The sequence below is a fragment of the Streptomyces sp. CNZ287 genome (genome assembly GCF_007827615.1).
In genome coordinates, this window is record NZ_VISV01000020.1 from 23,050 (window position 1) to 40,863 (window position 17,814).

Here is a 17,814-nt window from a genome sequence, read left to right on the forward strand (position 1 = left end):
GCGTAGTAGCCGGAAGGGACCGTGCCTACTAGATGATCTACGGGGTGGAGGCGGGTCCCCCCGAAAGGGTCAACAGACTGGTCAGTCCAGCTCAAGGACGCGCGCGTGCAGCACCTGGCGCTGCTGCAGCGCCGCCCGCACCGCGCGGTGCAGTCCGTCCTCCAGATAGAGGTCGCCGCGCCACTTCACGACGTGGGCGAAGAGGTCGCCGTAGAAGGTCGAGTCCTCGGCGAGCAAGGTCTCCAGGTCCAGTTGCTGCTTCGTCGTCACCAACTGGTCGAGGCGTACCGGGCGTGGCGCGACATCAGCCCACTGGCGGGTGGACTCCCGGCCGTGGTGGGGGTACGGCCTCCCGTTTCCGATGCGCTTGAAGATCACACGGAAAGCCTACCGGGGATGCGCCTCCGGGCGCAGCAGTGAGGCACAGGAGCCACAAGTCAGCGGCAAGTGCGAAGCAAGGCGGAGGCAAGCGGGAGCCGAAAGAAGCAAGGCGGAGCACGGCGGTGCACGGCCGAAGCGAGGCGGCGGCACGGCGGGGGGGGGCGGCAGGAGCCCGGGCCGTTCGCGGCCCGGGCTCCCCTCGCGTCTGTGCTACCGCGTCTGTGCTACGCCGTCACGCGCTCACCGCTCCGCGTGGTCGTCGTGCGCACCCCCGCCGCTGCCCTCGTCGCCCTCGGTGGGCACGAACGACACCGGCTCGCGCAGCGAGCTGACGTCGTGCGCGTACGTCCCGACCGCGTGGGCGATGACGTCGATGTTCGCGTCGAACGCCGGCATGCTGATGTTGTCCAGGTCGTCGCACGCCGTGTGGTAGCACGGGTCGTACGCCTTGCCCGCCGTGCCGCCGAACTTCACGGCCTGCGCCTCGGTCTTCGTCCCCTCCGCGCCCGTGAACGTGCCGCCGGACGGGATGCCCACCTCGATGAAGGGGCCGTAGTCGGAGCGGCCGGTGAAGTCGGTGCCCTCGTGCGGCATCCCCTTCCTGTCCATGAAGTCGGTGATCTGCCGCTCCAACTGCGCCGAGCCCTCGGGCCCCGGGCCCTCGCCGACGCCGTCGGAGTCGTCGCCGTCGTAGACGAAGAGGCCGTAGTTCGGCGAGGCGACCATGTCGAAGTTCAGGTACAGCTCGATGTCCCGCAACTGGCGCGGGGTGAGCCGGCTCACGTAGTCCGTGGAGCCGACGAGGCTCAGCTCCTCCGCCGACCAGAACGCGAAGCGCACCTGGTTGCGCGGCTTCTTCTCCGCCTTCGCCAGTTCCTTCGCGACCTCCAGCAGCGCCGCGGAGCCCGAGGCGTTGTCGTTGATGCCGGCGCCCTCGGCGACCGAGTCGAGGTGCGCGCCGAGCATGACGGTGCGGTCCTCGGCGCCGCCCCTGGTCTCGGCGATGACGTTCCGCGTCGTCCGCGGCTCGACGATCGTCTGGATGTCGACGTGGACGGTGACCTCGCCCTGCGTCAGCAGCGTGGTCAGGGCCTCGCCCTCGGCCTTGGTGATGCCGCCGGTGGGCACCTTGACCGCGTCGGCGTCGCCGAGGGTCCCGTTGAGTGCGCCCTCGGTGTTGTTGTAGATGACGGTGGCGACGGCGCCCGCGTCCGCGGCGTGGGCCTGCTTGACGGAGAAGTTGCAGCCGCCGCGCTGGACGAGCGCGACCTTGCCCGTGTAGTCGCCGCCCGTGAAGTCGCCCGGCTCGCAGCCCGAGGTGCCGTCGGCGTCGACGGGCACGGCGGCCAGCGGCGCGTCGAGGCCGCCCTCGGGGGTCGACTTCGAGAAGGTCATCGCGAATATCTCGATGTCCCGCGCCTCGGGCGAGACGACGGCGAACTCGTCCTTCAGCGTCTCGGAGTAGGTGAAGTCGAAGGTGTCGTACCCGACGTCGTAGCCGGCCTGCTTGAGCTGGTCGTAGACGTACGCGGCGGACGCCTCGTACCCCGGCGAACCGGCCGCGCGGTGGCCGCCGTTGCGGTCCGCGATCCGCTGGAACGCCTTGAGGTGCTTGTACGCGTCCGCAGCACTGGACGCGCGCACCAGGTCCCGGGCCAGCTTCGCGCCGTCCTTCGCCGGTTGTGCCGCGCCGGCGGGCGCCGAGCTGGCCAGGAGCAGGGGGACGGCGAGGGCGGCCGCGCCCAGCGCAGCCGTGAATCTTCGAGGGAACACAGGAGTCCTTCCGACGTCAAAGGTGGGCGAACCTGTCCGGCGTGTGGGGTCTCCTGTCCGCAAGGCGGACGGAGTGCGAGCAACCTAGCGACTCGAACGGCGTTGCGGAATGGGCCGGAGGCCAACCCGTCCCGGTTCAGGTGGTCTTCTTCGCCTTCCGCCCCGTCTTCCCCTGCGCCCCGGCCGCCTTGGCCGCCGCCTTCGCCTCCTGCTTGAACGCCCGTACCTCCGTCAGCGTCTCCGGCCCGGTGATGTCCGCGACCGACCGGCGGCTGCCGTCGTCGCCGTACGCGCCCGCCGCCTCGCGCCAGCCGTCGGGCGTGACGCCGTACTGCTTGCCCAGCAGCGCGGTGAGGATCTGCGCCTTCTGCTTCCCGTACCCGGGCAGCGCCTGGAGCCGCCGCAGCAGCTCCCGGCCGCTGCCGGCGTCGCGCCAGAGGGCTTCGGCGTCGCCGTCGTACTCGTGCACGAGGTACGCGCAGAGCTGCTGGATCCGCTTGGCCATCGAGCCGGGGTAGCGGTGCACGGCCGGCTTCTCGGAGAGCAGCGCCGCGAACGCCTCGGGGTCCTGCGCGGCGATGGCGTGGGCGTCGAGGTCGTCGCCGCCCATGCGGCGGGCGATCGTGTACGGGCCGGAGAACGCCCACTCCATGGGCACCTGCTGGTCGAGGAGCATGCCGACCAGGACGGCCAGCGGGCTGCGGCCGAGCAGCGCGTCGGCCTCCGGCTGCTGCGCGAGACGGACGGTGACGTTCATCCGAGCATCATGGCAGCAGCCGGTCGCGGCCCCGCCGGGCAACACGCGGCCCCCGGCGCGCGCCTTGCGCGCCGGGGGCGGCGGACCCGGACCGGTGTCCCGCTCAGGCGCCGGCCGGGAGCTGCTTCGCGCGGTGGCGGATGCGGACCGCGGTGGCGATCTCGATGACGCCGACGGCCAGCAGCCAGACGCCGGCGAGGTAGGTGAGGATCGCGATCGACGTCAGCGGCGACGCGATCAGCACGATGCCGGCCAGCGCCGAGATCACGCCGAGGCCGATCTGCCAGCCGCGCGCGGGCATCGCCTCGTCGGAACCGGCGGCCACCGCCTGGGTGATGCCGCGGAAGAGCCAGCCGATGCCGATCCACAGGGCGAGCAGCAGGACGGACTGCAGCGCGCTGCGGAAGCACAGCAGGCCCAGCAGGATGCACAGGGCACCGCTGATGAACGCCATCACGCGCAGCGCGGTGGAGGCGTGCGTACCGAAGGCGGCGACGAGCTGCATCACGCCGATGACCAGCAGGTACAGGCCGAAGAGGATGCCGACGACGCGGAGCGTCTCGCCGGGCCAGGCGAGGGTGAGGGCGCCGAGGACGAGGGCGGCGACGCCCGCGAGCAGCACCGCCTGCCAGGCGCCTCTGGCGAGGATGCCGAGGGGTCCTTCGGGGACGGCGCCGCGGTCGTGGTGGGCGGTACGTGCCGGGTCGCCGCCGGGCGGCGGGCCGGTGTCCTCGTCGCCCGCGACGACGCTGAGCCGGCGCTCCCGGGGGGCGTGCTCCCCGGGGGCGGTGGCCGCGCCGCCGGGTTCTTCCACGCGGCGGGTGCGGTCCCCGACGGGACGTATGCGCTCGCCGGAGGCGTCGGCGTCGGCGTCGGCGTCGGCGTCGGGGGAGGGGCCGGGCCTGTCGGGGCGGCCGCGGTGCGGCGCCGGGTCGGTGCTCATGCTCCAGGCTGTGAGCGGGCCCGGCGGGGCCGCCACCGGCGCTGGGCCGTACGGGTGACGCGTACGGCCGCGGGTCAGCCCCGCTCCAGCTCCTCCGCGAGCACCGTCAGGTGGCTGCGCCGCACTTCCTTCGTGCTGGTCACCAGCGTCAGCGGCCCCTGCTCGTACAGCGCGCGCAGGTGCGCGAGCGCCTCCGCCCGCTCGTGGTCGGCCAGCTCCTTGCGATAGCGCTTCACGAAGTCCGGGTAGCGCTCGAAGTCCGCGTGCAGCCAGTGGCGCAGCTCGTCCGAGGGCGCGATGGCCTTCAGCCACTCGTCGACGTGTGCCTTCTCCTTGGTCATGCCGCGGGGCCAGATCCGGTCGACGAGGACGCGCGTGCCGTCGTCGCCGGCGGGGTCGTCGTAGACGCGCCGTATCCGAGGGGGTGCGTGTTTTGTCGCCATACGTCCACGGTAGCCGTGCGGCGAGCCCCCCGCGCCCGCCGCACGGCCCCGCTCACTCCTCGCCGGCCCCGTGTCCGTCGGCCGCCACCGCCCGGAGCAGGCCGCCCGCCGGCGGGGGGTCGCCCGCCGGGGAGCCGGCCGTCAGCCGGGGGAGCAACTGCGCCGTGAGGAGGGTCGAGAGCGCGGATCCATCGGCGCCACCGCCTCCGCCGCCGTCCGTGCGGATGACCGTCGGCCGCGGCGCGCTGCCCGCGAGCACCGCGCCCACCTCCAGCCGCCGCCTGGCCAGCTCGTACTGCAGCACCGCGCGGTTGTCGCGGTACGCCTGCGCCAGCCGGCGCTGCGCCTTCGCCTCGTTCTCGGCGGCGATGAGGCCGCTGCGCCCGCGGGTCTCGATCTCGAAGCGGACCTTCTGCGCCTCGGTCTCCTGCTGCTCCAGCAGCCGGGCGACCTCCTCGCGGGCCCGGTTCAGCGCGGCCTTGACCTCCACGAACCGCGCGTCGCGCGCCTTCTTCGCCCGCTCGATGTCCATCTGCAGGTTGTCGATGCGGCGCTTGCGGATCAGGCCCCACTCCTGCTCGTACGCGGTCCGCTCCTTCGCCACCCGCTCGCGGGTGGCGAGGTGCTGCTGGTACTGCGCGGGGAGCTGGACGTCGGGGATGTTGGCGCCGGTGATGCGGACGCCGTAGCGGGCCAACTGGCGGTTGAGCAGGTCCTGCATGTCCGCGACGTCCGAGCCGCGCAGGTCGTACGCCCGCTCCGTGCGCACCCGGCGGGCGCGCTGGCGGATCGCGTCCTGCACGGCGCTGGAGAGCACCAGGTCGAAGTTGCCCGCGCCGATGGTGCGGACGAAGAGCACCGCGTCGTTGATGCGGAACTTCAGGAAGAAGTCGATCGAGCGCAGCGGCACGTTCTCCTGCGTCGGGCAGGCCATGACCGGCGCCGAGTACGGGATCTCCGTGGCCGTGTCGACGACGAAGTCCACCCGCGACCAGGGGTGCCAGACGAAGTGCCGGCCGGGGCCCAGCGTGCGGGAGATGGCGCCGTAGCGGGTGAGGACGCCGTTCGTGCCCTGCTCGATCTTCACGATCGAGGAGCGCCACCACCACAGCACGCCGACGACCAGCAGGAAGACGCCGGTGCCGTACGCGGCCGCCGCCAGCGCGTCGTACGCGCTCGCGCTCCAGCCGTCCTCGCTGCCGCTCTGCAGCCCGGCCATCACGCCGGTCGCGAGCGCCAGCAGCGCCAGCCACAGCGGCACCATCCACCACAGCCGGCGGCGGTGGCGGGGGATGATGACGGGGATCAGGGTGCCGGCCTCGCCGCCGCGCAGCAGTTGGGGGATGTCGCCCCAGGCCGCGACGAGTTCGGAGATGACCGACCTGCGCTTCATGGCCGCCGTGCTCATGCTCCCGCCTCCTCGTGCCCGTGGTGCGCGGGCCCGAAGCCCGTGCTCTCGTGTCCGTGGCCTTCGCCGGCTGCTCCGGCGCCGGCTCCCGCCGCCTGCGGCTCGTGCGGCGCGTGCTCCTGCTCCGCCCCGGCGCTGTCCGCCGGGGCCGGCACCGGCGCCGGCCGCTCGGCCTCGCGCAGCGCCCGGATCTCCGGCTCCCGCTCGGCGATCCGCGCCGCGACCTCGGCCAGCCGCTCCCGTACGGCCGCCATCTCGGCCTCCGAGAACAGGTCCGCGCCGTGCTCGCCGATCAGCTCCCGGGCGAGCGCCAGGAAGTCGACGCCCGCGCCGCCGCCGTTCGCGCCGTCGGCGGGGCCGCCGATGCGGAGCAACTGCGGCAGGTGGTCGGCGACCTGCTCCAGGGTGTCGAGGACCTGCTGCTGGTAGCGGTACTCCAGGATCTCCGGCGCCTCGGCGGTCGTCACCGCGCGGATGTCGAGCGCCTGCGCCTCCAGCAGCGCGGCGTTGGCCCGCGCCTCCGACTCGGCCTGGACGTACCGCTGCCGGGCCAGCGCCTCTGCGCGGTTGGTCTCGCGCTCGACGGCGGTGTCCATCTGGGCCTGGTACTGGGCGATGTCCGCCTGGATCGCGGACAGCTCCTCCTCGCGGGTCGCCAGCTCCTTGCTCAGGTCGCCCTCGTCCTGCTCCTTGCGGAGCTGGAGGGAGTACTCGTGGGTGTACGCCTCCTTGGCCATCCGCACCATCTCCGGCGCCGCGAGGTCCATCCGGTACGGCTGGTCGGAGGGCTCGGCGTGGGTGATGTTGGCGTTGGTCAGCTCGACCGCGGGCCGGAACTGGTGGTTCAGCGAGTCGAGCAGCCGGGTGGTGTCCTCGCCGACCATGTCGTAGATGCCGGCGGCCTCCTGCTCGTAGATGAGGCTGCGGATCGTCTCGCTGACGGCGTTGTTCAGCTTCTCCTCGAAGCCGCGCACGGCGCCGAGGGTGTAGACGAACTCGACCGGGTCGCTGATCCGGAACTGGATGAAGAGGTCGATGGACGCCTTCACCCCGCCCTTCGTCGGGGCCTCGCGCACGGGCGCGTTGAAGGGGTACTCGCGGGTGGTGTTGAGGATGTACGAGACCCGCTTCCACGGATTCAGCAGGATCACCCGGCCGGGGCCGACGACCTGCTCCAGCTTGCCGAACTTGGTGATCAGGGCATGACACCCGTCGGGCACCATGACCATTCCCTGCCGCCACCACACGAACCCGACGGCGAAGATCGCCAGCACCCAGTAGTGGGCGCCGAAGAGCGGGTTCGTCACGACGTCGTCGCCGGTGGCGGCCACCGCGATGGTGCCGACGGCGCCGACGACGAGCAGCAGCGACACCGGCAGCATGCTGAGGAACGAGCGCCCGCGCGGCAGCACCATCGGGCAGATGGCGTGCACCTGCTCAAGCCCCTCGCGCTTCAGCTCGCTGCGGTTCAGCACCTCCCCGGCCTCGTCCAGCGGTACGGACTGCTGCGTCATGATGGTGTCGAGGCTGCCGCCCTGGTCCCGGGCGGCGGGGAAGTCGGCCGGGTCCATCCCGTCCTCCCGGAGCGCGTCACCGCGCCGGACCCGGCCGCTTTCCCTGCCCCCGTGGCCCTGCTCCCCTTCGGGCAGCGCGCCGCGGCGGCGCAGCTCGTCCTGGGCGAACTGCCTCGGGCTGTCCCCCTCCATCACGGCCTGCGCCGCGCTTCTCACGGTCTGCGCGCGCGAACGTGCCATGTCGTCCCCCTCCTCCGGTCGCGTGATCACTCTCCGCAATTCCCACCGTTGCGTACAGTCGTACGCAAGCACAGGCGCGGATCGTGACAGCACGGGTACGTGGTCGTTGCACGATTCCGGCAGCGAAGGGTCTGGCAGGGGGCCGGCTCCTGCGCGTGCGGGACGGACGCCAGGACGCTTCAGGGCCGGCGGTGCCACCGGCCCGGTGATCAGCGCGTGCGGGCCAGGCAGAGGAGGAAGACCGCGACTGCTCCCAGTGCCAGGCACCAGGCGACGGCGCGGCGTCTGAGACGGTCGTAACGGGCCTGGTACTCCTCACGCAGTTCACGCGCGCGCCGGGCGATGTGGGTGACGGACGCGCGGGAGCGGTCCAGTTCCGTGCGGGTGTACAGGGCCAGCACCTCCTCGCGCTGACCGGCCGTCAGCCAGTCCAGCCCGGCGGTGAAGGCTTCCGCCGCCGCGCGGGCCTTTTCGGTCTCTGCCTGCCACAGCAGGTAGCCTTCCAGGTCGGCGACACCCTTGCGTACCGAGTCGGCGCTCGGCGAATCCAGTCGTCGCACGGCCGCCACCCTCAGCGCCGCCGGCCGGACCGCGCGTGCGGGCCGGACGCCGCCTTGCCGAGGGCGGCCAGGTCGCTGTGGCGCAGGTCGAAGGCCGGGGATTCGGAGCGAATACGGGGCAGGGTGACGAAGTTGTGCCGGGGCGGCGGGCAGGAGGTCGCCCACTCCAGTGAGCGCCCGAAACCCCACGGGTCGTCGACCTCGGTCTTCTTGCCGTACTTGGCGGTCTTCCACACGTTGTAGAGGAACGGGAGCACGGACAGGCCGAGGAGGAACGAGCCGATGGAGGAGACGGTGTTCAAGGTGGTGAAGCCGTCGGCGGCGAGGTAGTCGGCGTAGCGGCGCGGCATCCCTTCCGCCCCGAGCCAGTGCTGGACGAGGAAGGTGGTGTGGAACCCGATGAACAGCGTCCAGAATTGGATCTTCCCCAGGCGTTCGTCAAGGAGTTTCCCGGTGAACTTGGGCCACCAGAAGGAGAAGCCGGCGAACATGGCGAAGACCACGGTGCCGAACACCGTGTAGTGGAAGTGCGCGACGACGAAGTACGAGTCGGAGACGTGGAAGTCCAGCGGCGGCGAGGCCAGGAGGACACCTGTCAGACCACCGAAGAGGAAAGTGACGAGGAACCCGATCGACCACAGCATCGGAGTCTCGAAGGACAGTGAGCCCGTCCACATGGTGCCGATCCAGTTGAAGAACTTGACCCCGGTAGGCACCGCGATCAGGAACGACATGAAGGCGAAGAACGGCAGCAGTACCGCTCCGGTCACGAACATGTGGTGCGCCCACACGGTGATCGACAGACCCGCGATGGTGATGGTGGCCACGACCAGACCCATGTAGCCGAAGATCGGCTTGCGGCTGAAGACCGGGAGGATCTCGGAGACGATGCCGAAGAACGGCAGCGCGATGATGTAGACCTCTGGGTGCCCGAAGAACCAGAAGAGGTGCTGCCACAGGATGGCCCCGCCGTTGGCCGCGTCGAAGACGTGGGCGCCGAACTGGCGGTCTGCCTCCAGGGCGAGGAGCGCGGCGGCCAGGACCGGGAAGGCGAGCAGGACCAGGACACTGGTCAGCAGGATGTTCCAGGTGAAGATCGGCATACGGAACATGGTCATGCCGGGTGCGCGCATGCAGACGATCGTGGTGATGAAGTTGACCGAGCCGAGGATGGTGCCGAAGCCGGAGAGGGCCAGACCCATGATCCACAGGTCGGCGCCCACCGTCGGGGTGCGCACGGCGTCGGACAGCGGTGAGTAGGCGAACCAGCCGAAGTCGGCCGCGCCCTGTGGGGTGAGGAACGCGCTGATCACGATGAGCGAGCCGAAGAGGTACAGCCAGTAGGCGAGCATGTTCAGCCGCGGGAAGGCGACGTCGGGTGCGCCGATCTGCAGCGGCATGATCCAGTTCGCGAAGCCGGCGAACAGCGGGGTCGCGAACATCAGCAGCATGACCGTGCCGTGCATCGTGAACGCCTGGTTGAACTGCTCGTGCGACAGGATCTGCGTACCCGGCCGGGCCAGCTCGGCCCGGATGGCCAGAGCCATCACACCGCCGGCCAGAAAAAACGCGAAAGACGTGGAGAGATAAAGTGTGCCGATCGTCTTGTGATCGGTGCTCGTGATCCATTTGACTACCACATTGCCAGGCTTTCGCCGCCGCACGGGCAGTTCGTTCTCGTATCCGGTCTCTGCCGTCGCAGTGCCGGTGTGCGATCCTTCAGGCGCGCTCAACCTTCGTATCCTCCGCGTTTCCGGCCACACGCGCCCGCATCCGGAAAACCGTCCGGGACAGGGACCGGGTGCACCCGATTTCTGTATACGTACGATGACCGGAAAGGATTCCGGAGAGGTCAGGGCGTGCCGGAGGGATACCGGCCGCGTCTGAAAAGGTGCTTGGCGCATAGGTAATCGTCATGGTTCGGGCGCGACGATACAGGTATTCCGCCCGGCGTCAACGACGCTCGCCGGTTCGGTCCTCCATATGTGTCCGGGGCGTACCCGAGGGCGGTCACGATTCTGGAATCCCCGGAAACGCACGCGCCACCCGCCCGCGAGACCGGCTTTCCGGGGAGGCCCGCGACCGGCCCGGCAGCTCCCGGACATGCTGGGACAGCCCTTAGGTGTGCGACTCCTCCGCTGCCACCGCAGCGCCCACCGCGCCGCCCGTCAGCCAGGCCGTCACCTCGCGTAGCTCCGCCGCGTGCGCCCGGGGGTCGAACTCGTCGTCCGTCGCGGCCAGGTAGGCCGCGTCGATCACCGTGACGAGCCAGCGGGCCGCCCGCGCGGGCGGGAACGCGGGGCGGTGGCCCCGGTCCGCCAGCCGCTCCAGGAGCGTCGTCAGGGCCGCCAGAGTCCGGGTCTCGTCGTCTCCCAGGAGCCCGGCGAGCTTCTCGTCGCGCTCGCCTGGATCAGCGCCGCCGCGATCAGGCCCGGGGCCTGCGGGTCGTGGAGGTCCGCGGTGAGGCGGTCGAAGAGGAGGGCGAAGCCCTCCCCGGGGTCGGCCATCGCCAGCGCGCGGTCGCGGATCTCCGCGGTACGGGCCAGGTCGTCGGCGAAGAGGGCGTGGACCTGGAGTGCTCCGATCTGCCCCGGCTCGCCGCCGGCCTGCCCGTACCGCCGGTGTGGCTGCACGCCGACCTGTCCCCCGGGAACATCCTGCTCACCGACGACGGCCGCCTCGGCGGCGTCATCGACTTCGGCTGCATGGGCCTCGGTGAACCGGCCGTCGACCTCATCGCCGCCTGGAACCTCTTCACCGGCCCCGCGCGCGAGGCGTTCCGTGCCGCGGTCACGGGCGGGGACGACGACGCGGCGTGGGCGCGGGGGCGCGGCTGGGCGCTGTCGATCTCGCTGATCCAGTTGCCGTACTACCGGCACACCAACCCGGTCATGGTCGCCAGTTCGAAGTTCGTCATCGACGAGGTGCTGGCCGGCGGGTAGGGTTGCGGGCATGACCTGGCGACATTGATTCGTACGAACCGCCCGCCCCGAGCGGCGACTGGCGGCCTGCTTCTACGCGTACTCGTTCCTGGACGACTTCGTCCTGCTCTACCCCGTGTACGCGCTGCTCTTCGCCGACCACGGGCTGTCGCTGTGGCAGGTCTCCTCCCTCTTCGTCATCTGGTCGCTGACGTCCCTGCTGCTCGAAGTCCCCTCCGGGGCCTGGGCCGACGCGTTCTCCCGCCGCCTGCTGCTGTGCGCGGGGCCGCTGCTGTCGGGCGCGGGGTTCGCGCTGTGGATACTGGCGCCGTCGTACTGGGCGTTCGCGGCGGGCTTCGTGCTGTGGGGAGCGAAGGGCGCGTTCGCGTCGGGGGCGCTGGAGGCGCTGCTCTACGAGGAGTTGGGCCGGGCGGGCGCGGCGGAGACGTACGCGCGCACGCTGGGGCGGGGGCGCGCGGCGGGCACGGTGGGCGTGATGGCGTCGATGGCGGCGGCGGCCCCGGTCTTCGCGGCCGGCGGGTACGCGGCGGTGGGGGCGGCGAGCGTGGCGTCGTGCCTGCTGGGGGCGGCGGTGGCGACGCGGTTCCCGGAGCACCGGGCGGCTGCCGCCGGCGCTGAGACGGTACGGGGGGCGGGTCCGGCGGGTGGCGAGGCGGCACCGGACGGGGAGCCACCGCCGGGCGGGAACGCGGGCGGCTCCGGCAGCGCTCGCCGGGGCGACGGCCCGGGCGCGTCCTCGGGCGCGGACGCCGGTCCCCCCGCCGACGCCGACGCCGGTCCCGAACCCGACGGCTCCGACGACCCCGAACTCGGCTGGGCCGGCACCCTCCGTGCCGGGTTCGCCGAACTCCGCGCCGAGCCGTCCGTCCGCGGCGCCCTCCTCCTCGTTCCCGCCGTCGTCGCCGTCTGGGGCTCCCTCGACGAGTACACCCCCTACCTCGTCCGCGAGGCCGGCGTCGCCGACCCCGCCGTCCCGCTGTACCTGCTGCTGATCTGGGCCGGTGCCGCCGCCGGCGGGCTGCTGGCCGGGCAGGTCGAGGAGCGGGGCCGGGCCGCCAGGACGCCGGCGGGGGTGCTGGCCGCTCTGCTCGCCGGGTCCGCGGTGGCGCTCGCCGCGGGCGGGCTGCTGGGGACGGCGGTGGGGATCGCGCTGGTGGGGGTCGCGTTCGGCGGGTTCCAGGTGGCGACCGTGCTCGCGGAGGCGCGGTTGCAGGAGCGGATCACCGGCCCTGCGCGGGCCACCCTGACCTCGCTGGCCGGCGTCGGCACGGACCTGGGGACGATCGCGGTCTACGGCGCGTACGGCCTGCTCGGCTCGGCCGCCGGGCTCGGGCACGGGGCGGCGTTCGCGGTGTGCGCGCTGCCGTATCTGGTCGTCGCGCCGCTGCTGCTGCGCGGGCGGGGGCGTCAACGGACGTAGGGCGCGGTACGGACCGGGGGCGGTGAGTCAGGGCACCGCCCCCGGTCCCCCGGCGCCGCTACGCGCCGTCCCCCGTCACCGGTGCGCCGCCGGGCACCGAGGTCAGGCCGGCGTACAGCACGTCCGGGTCCGCCGGGCTGACGGCAAGCGCGCCGATGCCGTGGTGGCCGGAGTGCCGGATCGTCAGCTCGTCGTCGTCCGCGTCGTGGCGGTAGAGGTTGGTGCCGCTCCACGGGTCGCCGTACTCGAAGTAGACGACGTCGGCGTCGGTCGGATCCGGGCGCATCCAGCCGCCGTTGTAGATCACCACGTCCTCGCCGTCCTGGAACTGGTCGACCACGGGCCTGAAGGTGCGCCCGCCGTCGGTCGAGCGGTAGAGGTGCCGGCCGCTGTCGCCGGCCTCCAGCTCGGTGACGTTCAGCGCCTTCGCGTAGACCACCCGAGGGTCGACCGGCGAGATCGCCAGGGAGAAGCCGTTGACCTTGTCGCCCGCGGCGCCGAGCCCGGCGCGGCGCCAGGTGCGGCCGGCGTCGTCGCTGGTGAAGCCGCCGGCGTCGCTCACGCCGACGACGATGCGGTCGAAGTCGGCGCTGGAGACCTTCGCGTCGTAGAACATGGTGTGCGGGCCGACGTCGGCGAGCGGGACGGGTGTGCCGATGGGGCGGAAGCTGCGCCCGTGGTCGGTGGACTCCAGCACGCGACCGCCGTCGGTGACGGCCCGCAGGTGGCCGGCGCGGCGCGGGTTGGCGGTGAGCCCGTAGAGCCCGCCCAGCTCCTCGCCGTCGAACGCCGGCATCCGGATCAGCTCGTCGCCGTCGACCCGGTAGACACGGTCGCCGCGCAGCTCCCACACGTAGGCGCTGCCGTTGCGCCCCGGGGCGACGAACCAGTGGCCCGCCCCGAGCTTGGCGATCGTGTGCCAGCCGCAGCCGGCGTCGGTCGACCGGGTGACCCGGCCGTTGATGTCGGTGGCCAGCAGCCGGTCGGGGGTGGAGAGGGTCTCCAGGCCGGTGACCAACTGGTAGTACGGCGGCCGCTCGGCGGTGGTGGTCGGGGCGAAGGTGGCGCCGCCGTCCCGGGTGTGGGAGAGCGAGCCGTCGCTGACGACCCGGTCGCACCCGGGTGCGTTCCAGTGCTTCGGGTGCGCGGCGGCGTGGGCGGGAGCGGCGGCCGTGAACAGGCTCGCGACGAGCGCTGCGCCGACCGTCACGGTGGTAATCGCGCGGTGAAGGGTTCTCACCCGGATCTCCTCCTCGATGACGTTGTCCTCACCAGGAAGTACCGTGATCGTCTGGATGTCCACGTCGATCGGCTGGCGAACGGACGCCATGGCGCCCATGCGCCGCTCGCGCTGCCCCCATCAGGCGGGACATATCCGATACGCGCCCCGGGGGTCCACGTCATGTTCGAGCCGTTCGGCGTCCTCGCGTCCGACGAGGCCCTCTACCGCCTGCTGCTCCGCCATCCGCCGCTCGACACCGCGCGGTTGGCGGCGGCGGCCGGGCGTACGGAGGCCGAGACCGCCCCGGCGGTCGAGCGGCTCGCGGAGCTGGGCCTGGTCACGCTCCTGCCCGGCGCCCCTGTCCGGCTGGTCGCGACGCGTCCGGACGCGGCCGTCGACCAGCTCACGGTCCGCTGGCAGGACCAGGTCGCCGTGGCCAGGACCGCGGCCACCGCGCTCCTCGCCGATCTGCCCGTCGACCGCAGGCACCGCCCCGAGGACCAGGTGGAGATTCTCTTCGGCCGCGGTTCCGTCGCGGCGCGCTTCGACCGGCTCCAGCGGTCGGTGCGGCGCGAGTTGCTGGTCCTGGACCGGCCGCCGTACGCGCAGGAGCCCGCCGAGCCGAACCGGGCGGAGCTGGAGATACTGGCGCGCGGGGCGCGGGTGCGCGGGCTGTACGCGCCGGAGGCGCTGGAGGTGCCCGGCGCGTTCGACGTCTTCGAGGCGGTCGTCGCGGCCGGGGAGCAGGCCCGGGTGCACACGGACGTGCCGCTGAAGCTCGCCGTCGCCGACGCCTCGACGGCCATCCTGCCGTTCAGCCGCGAGGCCCACGAGATGGTCGACAGTGCGTTCGTGATCCACGAAGGGGCCCTGCTGGACGCGCTGGTGCAGCTCTTCGAGCTGCTGTGGGCGGCGGCGGTGCCCGTGCCCGCCGGACCGGGGACGGCGGCCGGCGCGGCCCCGAACGAGCGGGCCGGCGACGCCGAGTCCGACCGGCAACTGCTGACGCTGCTCGCCGCGGGGCTGAAGGACGAGGCGGTGGCGCGGCGGCTGGGCGTGAGCGCCCGTACCCTCAACCGCCGGGTCAGCGCGCTGATGCTGCGGCTCGGGGCCCGTACCCGCTTCCAGGCGGGGCTCCAGGCGGCCCGTAACGGCGCCCTCGACCTCTGACGCGTAGACGAAGGGACTGACGGGGCGCGGACCCGCCCCCGGGAGAAGACCGTTACCGGCCGGCCGGCTGCTCCGCCGCGGGCAGCGCCTGGGCCAGCACCTCGCGGTGCGTGGGCCTGGCGTCCTCGTACAGCCGCCGGCCCTCCTCCGTGAGCAGGACGAAGATGCCGCGCCTGTCGACGTCGCACATCGCCCGCGCCACCAGACCCGCGCGTTCCAGCCGGGCCGTCAGCCGTGACGTCGCGCTCTGGCTCAGGTGCACCGCGCCGGCCAGCTCGGCCGCGCGGCACTTGTCGTGGTCGCTCGCCGCCAGGCCCTCCAGGGCCTCGAACTCGCTGACGCCGATGCCGTGCCTGCTCTGCAGCTCGCGCTCCAGCGCACCCCACACCGCCGCGTGACAGGCCAGGAGGCCGTGCCAGCGGTCCACCAGGGCGCGTTCGGCGCCGACGTCGCTCACGCTCACAGACCTCAAGGTAACATGCGCGTGAACCTAATGCTACTTCATTAAATGCGTTGGCATTAGATGTCTCTGCATGTACTGTGGTCCGTCATGAGCTCTTCCGCACATCTGTCCACCACCTCGACGAAGTGGGACGCCCGCCTCTGGGGCATCCTGCTGACCGTCTCCCTCGTGGTCGGCCTCGACGCTCTCGACGTGTCGATGGTGGGGGTCGCCCTCCCCTCCATCCAGGCCGACCTCGGGCTGTCCACGAGCACCCTCCAATGGGTCGTCGGCGGGTACGTCCTCACCTACGGCGGTCTGCTCCTCCTCGGCGGCCGCACCGCCGACCTCCTCGGCCGGCGCCGGGTGTTCCTCGTCGCCGTCGCGGTGTTCGCCGTCACCTCGCTGCTCGGCGGGCTGGTCGACGACGGCGGGCTGCTGATCGCGACCCGGCTGCTGAAGGGCGTCTCCGCGGCGTTCACCGCGCCCGCGGCGCTCTCCATCATCACCACGACCTTCCACGAGGGCCCCGCCCGCAACAAGGCGCTCGGGATCTTCGCCGTCTTCGGCGCCAGCGGCTACAGCGCCGGGCTCGTCTTCTCCGGCCTGCTCACCGAGGCCGGCTGGCGCTGGACGTTCTTCCTGCCGTTCCCCGTCGCGGTCATCGCGCTGATCGCCGCCTTCCGCGTGCTGCCGAAGGAGGGGCCGCAGGAGCGTAACGGCGGCTACGACCTCCCCGGCGCGGTGACCGGAGTCGGCGCCATGCTGCTGCTCGTCTACACCGTCGTCGAGGCGCCGGAGGTGGGCTGGGGCGCGGCTCGTACGCTGCTGCAGTTCGTTGCCGCCGCGGTGCTGCTGGCCGCGTTCTTCATCATCGAGCAGCGCAGCAAGCACCCGCTGATCCGGCTGGGCATCCTGCGCTCGGGCCCACTGGCCCGCGCCAACCTCGGCGCCGCCGTGTTCTTCGGCGGGTACCTGGGCTTCCAGTTCCTGGTCATGCAGTACCTGCAGGCCGTGCTGGGCTGGTCGGCGATGGAGACGGCGCTCGGCTTCCTGCCGGCCGCGCTGATCGTCGCGTTCGGCTCGCCGCGGATGGTCCCGCTGATCATGCGGTACGGCACCGGGCGCACCATCGCGGGCGGGGTCCTGGCGCACCTGCTGGCGTACGTGCTCTTCCTCGCCATCGACCGGGACGCGCCGTACGCGGTCGGCACCCTGCCGAGCATGGTGCTGCTCGGCATCGGCTTCACGCTGGCGTTCGCGTCCTTCAACATCCAGGCCACCGCGGGCATCGAGGACCACGAGCAGGGGCTCGCGGGCGGGCTGCTGAACACCTCGCTCCAGGTGGGCGGGGCGATCGGGCTGGCGATCGTGACCGCCGTGCTCACCGCGAACGCGGAGGGCGCGACCGGCTCGGGAGCGCTGCTGAACGGCTTCGACCCGGCGCTGTACGTGGTCGCCGGCATGGCGCTGGTCGGCCTCGTCATCGCGCTGACGGGCCTGCGCGGCTCGCGCCGCGCGGACCCGAAGCCGGTGGAGGACCGCGAGTTCGTCTACGCGGCCGACTGACCCGCACCGCCACGACCACGGGGAATCGGGGGTACACGGACCCGGGCCGGCCAGGCCCGGGTCCGTTTCCGTGCGTGCTCAGGCGGGCGGGGTGTCCCCGTCGTCGTCCTCGCCCGGCGTTACCCCCAGGCTGTGGAGGAACGCCGCCGCGGCCGGGGACGGGCGGGTGCGGGGCCAGATGAGGCGTTCCTCCCGGGACGGGCCGTCGGCGATCCGGACGGTGGCCAGGCCCGGCAGGCGGGGGGCGAAGGTGCTGGGGAGGAGGGCGACCCCCAGCCCGGCCCGTACGAGATCCGCCATGAAGTCCATCGACGACACCTCGAAGCCCACCGTCCGCCGCAGCCCCGCCGCCGCGAACGCCTCCTCCGACTGCGCCCGCGCCGCCGTGCCCGCCGCGAAGTCGACGAACGTCTCCTCCGCCAGCCGCGCCAGATCCGTCTCGTCCGTGCCCGCCAGCGGGTGGTCCGGCGGCAGGACGGCCAGGTGCCGGTCCCGTACGAGGATCCGCTCGCGGACCTTGTCCGCCCGGAAGCCCGCCGGGACGCCGAGCAGCGCCAGGTCGTACGTGCCCTCCGCGACCGCCCGCACCAGGTGCTCGCTCGCGCCCACCGCCAGGCTGATCCGCACCTGCGGGTACGTGTCGTGGAACTCCTTCAGCGCCGCCGGCAGGTTCACCGCCGCCACCGTCGGGATCGACCCGATGGCCAGCCGCCCGCGCACCTCCCCCGTCGCCGCCGCGACCTCGGCGCGGGCCCGCTCCGCGGCGGCGAGGGTGGCGCGGGCGGCGGGCAGGAACGCCTCGCCGGCGCGGGTCGGGCGCACCTGCCGGCTCGTCCGGTCGAACAGCCGGGCACCCAGCTCCCGTTCGAGCTTGCCGATCTGGTGGCTCAGCGCCGACTGGACGACATGGCAGCGCTCGGCGGCGCGGGTGAACCCGCCGGTGTCCGCGACGGCGACGACGTAGCGCAGTTGCTGCAGCTCCATGCGATCCATCGTGATACGAGATGGATCAGATGACAACTATGTGTTG

The 17,814-nt window shown here is 72.5% G+C and carries 17 protein-coding genes and 1 pseudogene; 4 read left to right on the forward strand and 14 right to left on the reverse strand.

Going from position 1 to position 17,814, the window contains the following annotated elements; all coding sequences use genetic code 11:
* Positions 1 to 81 precede the first annotated feature (81 nt).
* The 11 genes from FB457_RS28615 to FB457_RS36495 form a co-directional block, all read right to left on the reverse strand.
* Positions 82 to 378 (reverse strand): type II toxin-antitoxin system VapB family antitoxin, encoded by a 297-nt coding sequence (locus FB457_RS28615; RefSeq protein WP_018836497.1) that lies wholly within the window; start codon positions 376 to 378, stop codon positions 82 to 84.
* A gap of 243 nt (positions 379 to 621) precedes the next feature.
* A complete protein-coding gene (locus FB457_RS28620) occupies positions 622 to 2,154 on the reverse strand; it encodes a M28 family metallopeptidase (RefSeq protein WP_047016661.1) in 1,533 nt (510 codons plus the stop codon).
* A gap of 136 nt (positions 2,155 to 2,290) precedes the next feature.
* Positions 2,291 to 2,911 (reverse strand): HhH-GPD-type base excision DNA repair protein, encoded by a 621-nt coding sequence (locus tag FB457_RS28625; protein ID WP_125935793.1) that lies wholly within the window; start codon positions 2,909 to 2,911, stop codon positions 2,291 to 2,293.
* A gap of 103 nt (positions 2,912 to 3,014) precedes the next feature.
* Complete coding sequence (locus tag FB457_RS28630) at positions 3,015 to 3,854, reverse strand: HdeD family acid-resistance protein (RefSeq protein WP_047016659.1); 840 nt, start codon at positions 3,852 to 3,854, stop codon at positions 3,015 to 3,017.
* 74 nt (positions 3,855 to 3,928) lie between these two features.
* Positions 3,929 to 4,297, reverse strand: coding sequence for a DUF488 domain-containing protein (locus FB457_RS28635; protein ID WP_047016658.1), 369 nt, complete (start codon positions 4,295 to 4,297; stop codon positions 3,929 to 3,931).
* 52 nt (positions 4,298 to 4,349) lie between these two features.
* Entirely contained in the window at positions 4,350 to 5,705 is a 1,356-nt protein-coding gene (locus FB457_RS28640) for an SPFH domain-containing protein (protein WP_047016657.1), read from the reverse strand.
* The gene (locus tag FB457_RS28645; protein WP_047016656.1) at positions 5,702 to 7,459 is read right to left on the reverse strand and encodes an SPFH domain-containing protein; all 1,758 of its coding nucleotides are present in this window, start codon (positions 7,457 to 7,459) and stop codon (positions 5,702 to 5,704) included. The genes FB457_RS28640 and FB457_RS28645 overlap by 4 nt, the downstream gene beginning before the upstream one ends.
* 209 nt (positions 7,460 to 7,668) lie before the next feature.
* On the reverse strand, positions 7,669 to 8,019 hold the full coding sequence (locus FB457_RS28650) for a hypothetical protein (RefSeq protein ID WP_486589161.1): 351 nt from the start codon (positions 8,017 to 8,019) through the stop codon (positions 7,669 to 7,671).
* 11 nt (positions 8,020 to 8,030) lie between these two features.
* The gene (gene ctaD, locus FB457_RS28655; protein ID WP_047016655.1) at positions 8,031 to 9,752 is read right to left on the reverse strand and encodes an aa3-type cytochrome oxidase subunit I; all 1,722 of its coding nucleotides are present in this window, start codon (positions 9,750 to 9,752) and stop codon (positions 8,031 to 8,033) included.
* Between the two features lie 385 nt (positions 9,753 to 10,137).
* Positions 10,138 to 10,278, reverse strand: coding sequence for a hypothetical protein (locus FB457_RS36490; RefSeq protein ID WP_253911301.1), 141 nt, complete (start codon positions 10,276 to 10,278; stop codon positions 10,138 to 10,140).
* A gap of 80 nt (positions 10,279 to 10,358) precedes the next feature.
* Positions 10,359 to 10,652, reverse strand: a complete 294-nt coding sequence (locus FB457_RS36495) for a hypothetical protein (RefSeq protein WP_253911678.1) — start codon at positions 10,650 to 10,652, stop codon at positions 10,359 to 10,361.
* On the opposite strand from FB457_RS36495, the pseudogene FB457_RS28665 reads away from it, so the two are divergent.
* Together FB457_RS28665 and FB457_RS28670 are read left to right on the forward strand one after the other, a co-directional pair.
* Positions 10,635 to 10,961: pseudogene (locus tag FB457_RS28665) on the forward strand (phosphotransferase); the annotation flags it as partial. The gene FB457_RS36495 and the pseudogene FB457_RS28665 overlap by 18 nt on opposite strands.
* 58 nt (positions 10,962 to 11,019) lie before the next feature.
* Complete coding sequence (locus tag FB457_RS28670; RefSeq protein WP_222439521.1) at positions 11,020 to 12,381, forward strand: MFS transporter; 1,362 nt, start codon at positions 11,020 to 11,022, stop codon at positions 12,379 to 12,381.
* A 58-nt stretch (positions 12,382 to 12,439) separates the two neighbouring features.
* Here the strand turns inward: FB457_RS28670 and FB457_RS28675 are convergent, their stop codons facing one another.
* A complete protein-coding gene (locus FB457_RS28675) occupies positions 12,440 to 13,711 on the reverse strand; it encodes a sialidase family protein (RefSeq protein ID WP_347613798.1) in 1,272 nt (423 codons plus the stop codon).
* 72 nt (positions 13,712 to 13,783) lie between these two features.
* Here FB457_RS28675 and FB457_RS28680 point away from each other — a divergent pair, with 72 nt between their 5' ends.
* Positions 13,784 to 14,773 carry a helix-turn-helix domain-containing protein gene (locus FB457_RS28680; protein WP_047016652.1) on the forward strand — a complete coding sequence of 330 codons (990 nt, stop codon included), beginning with the start codon at positions 13,784 to 13,786 and terminating at the stop codon, positions 14,771 to 14,773.
* A 52-nt stretch (positions 14,774 to 14,825) separates the two neighbouring features.
* Here the strand turns inward: FB457_RS28680 and FB457_RS28685 are convergent, their stop codons facing one another.
* Positions 14,826 to 15,236, reverse strand: a complete 411-nt coding sequence (locus FB457_RS28685) for a MarR family winged helix-turn-helix transcriptional regulator (protein ID WP_486589162.1) — start codon at positions 15,234 to 15,236, stop codon at positions 14,826 to 14,828.
* Positions 15,237 to 15,323: 87 nt separating this feature from the next.
* On the opposite strand from FB457_RS28685, the gene FB457_RS28690 reads away from it, so the two are divergent.
* A complete protein-coding gene (locus FB457_RS28690) occupies positions 15,324 to 16,784 on the forward strand; it encodes an MFS transporter (protein WP_047016650.1) in 1,461 nt (486 codons plus the stop codon).
* Between the two features lie 78 nt (positions 16,785 to 16,862).
* Here FB457_RS28690 and FB457_RS28695 read toward each other — a convergent pair whose 3' ends face one another.
* Positions 16,863 to 17,768 (reverse strand): LysR family transcriptional regulator, encoded by a 906-nt coding sequence (locus FB457_RS28695; protein ID WP_145783731.1) that lies wholly within the window; start codon positions 17,766 to 17,768, stop codon positions 16,863 to 16,865.
* Positions 17,769 to 17,814: the final 46 nt, after the last annotated feature.

Bases quoted from the DNA above. Each gene is read 5' to 3' on its own strand.
- FB457_RS28675 (WP_347613798.1), bottom strand. From the start codon at position 13,711: ATGGCGTCCGTTCGCCAGCCGATCGACGTGGACATCCAGACGATCACG.
- FB457_RS28695 (WP_145783731.1), bottom strand. From the start codon at position 17,768: ATGGAGCTGCAGCAACTGCGCTACGTCGTCGCCGTCGCGGACACCGGC.
- FB457_RS28645 (WP_047016656.1), bottom strand. From the start codon at position 7,459: ATGGCACGTTCGCGCGCGCAGACCGTGAGAAGCGCGGCGCAGGCCGTG.
- FB457_RS28635 (WP_047016658.1), bottom strand. From the start codon at position 4,297: ATGGCGACAAAACACGCACCCCCTCGGATACGGCGCGTCTACGACGAC.
- FB457_RS28690 (WP_047016650.1), top strand. From the start codon at position 15,324: ATGAGCTCTTCCGCACATCTGTCCACCACCTCGACGAAGTGGGACGCC.
- FB457_RS28640 (WP_047016657.1), bottom strand. From the start codon at position 5,705: ATGAGCACGGCGGCCATGAAGCGCAGGTCGGTCATCTCCGAACTCGTC.
- FB457_RS28630 (WP_047016659.1), bottom strand. From the start codon at position 3,854: ATGAGCACCGACCCGGCGCCGCACCGCGGCCGCCCCGACAGGCCCGGC.
- FB457_RS28680 (WP_047016652.1), top strand. From the start codon at position 13,784: ATGTTCGAGCCGTTCGGCGTCCTCGCGTCCGACGAGGCCCTCTACCGC.
- FB457_RS28625 (WP_125935793.1), bottom strand. From the start codon at position 2,911: ATGAACGTCACCGTCCGTCTCGCGCAGCAGCCGGAGGCCGACGCGCTG.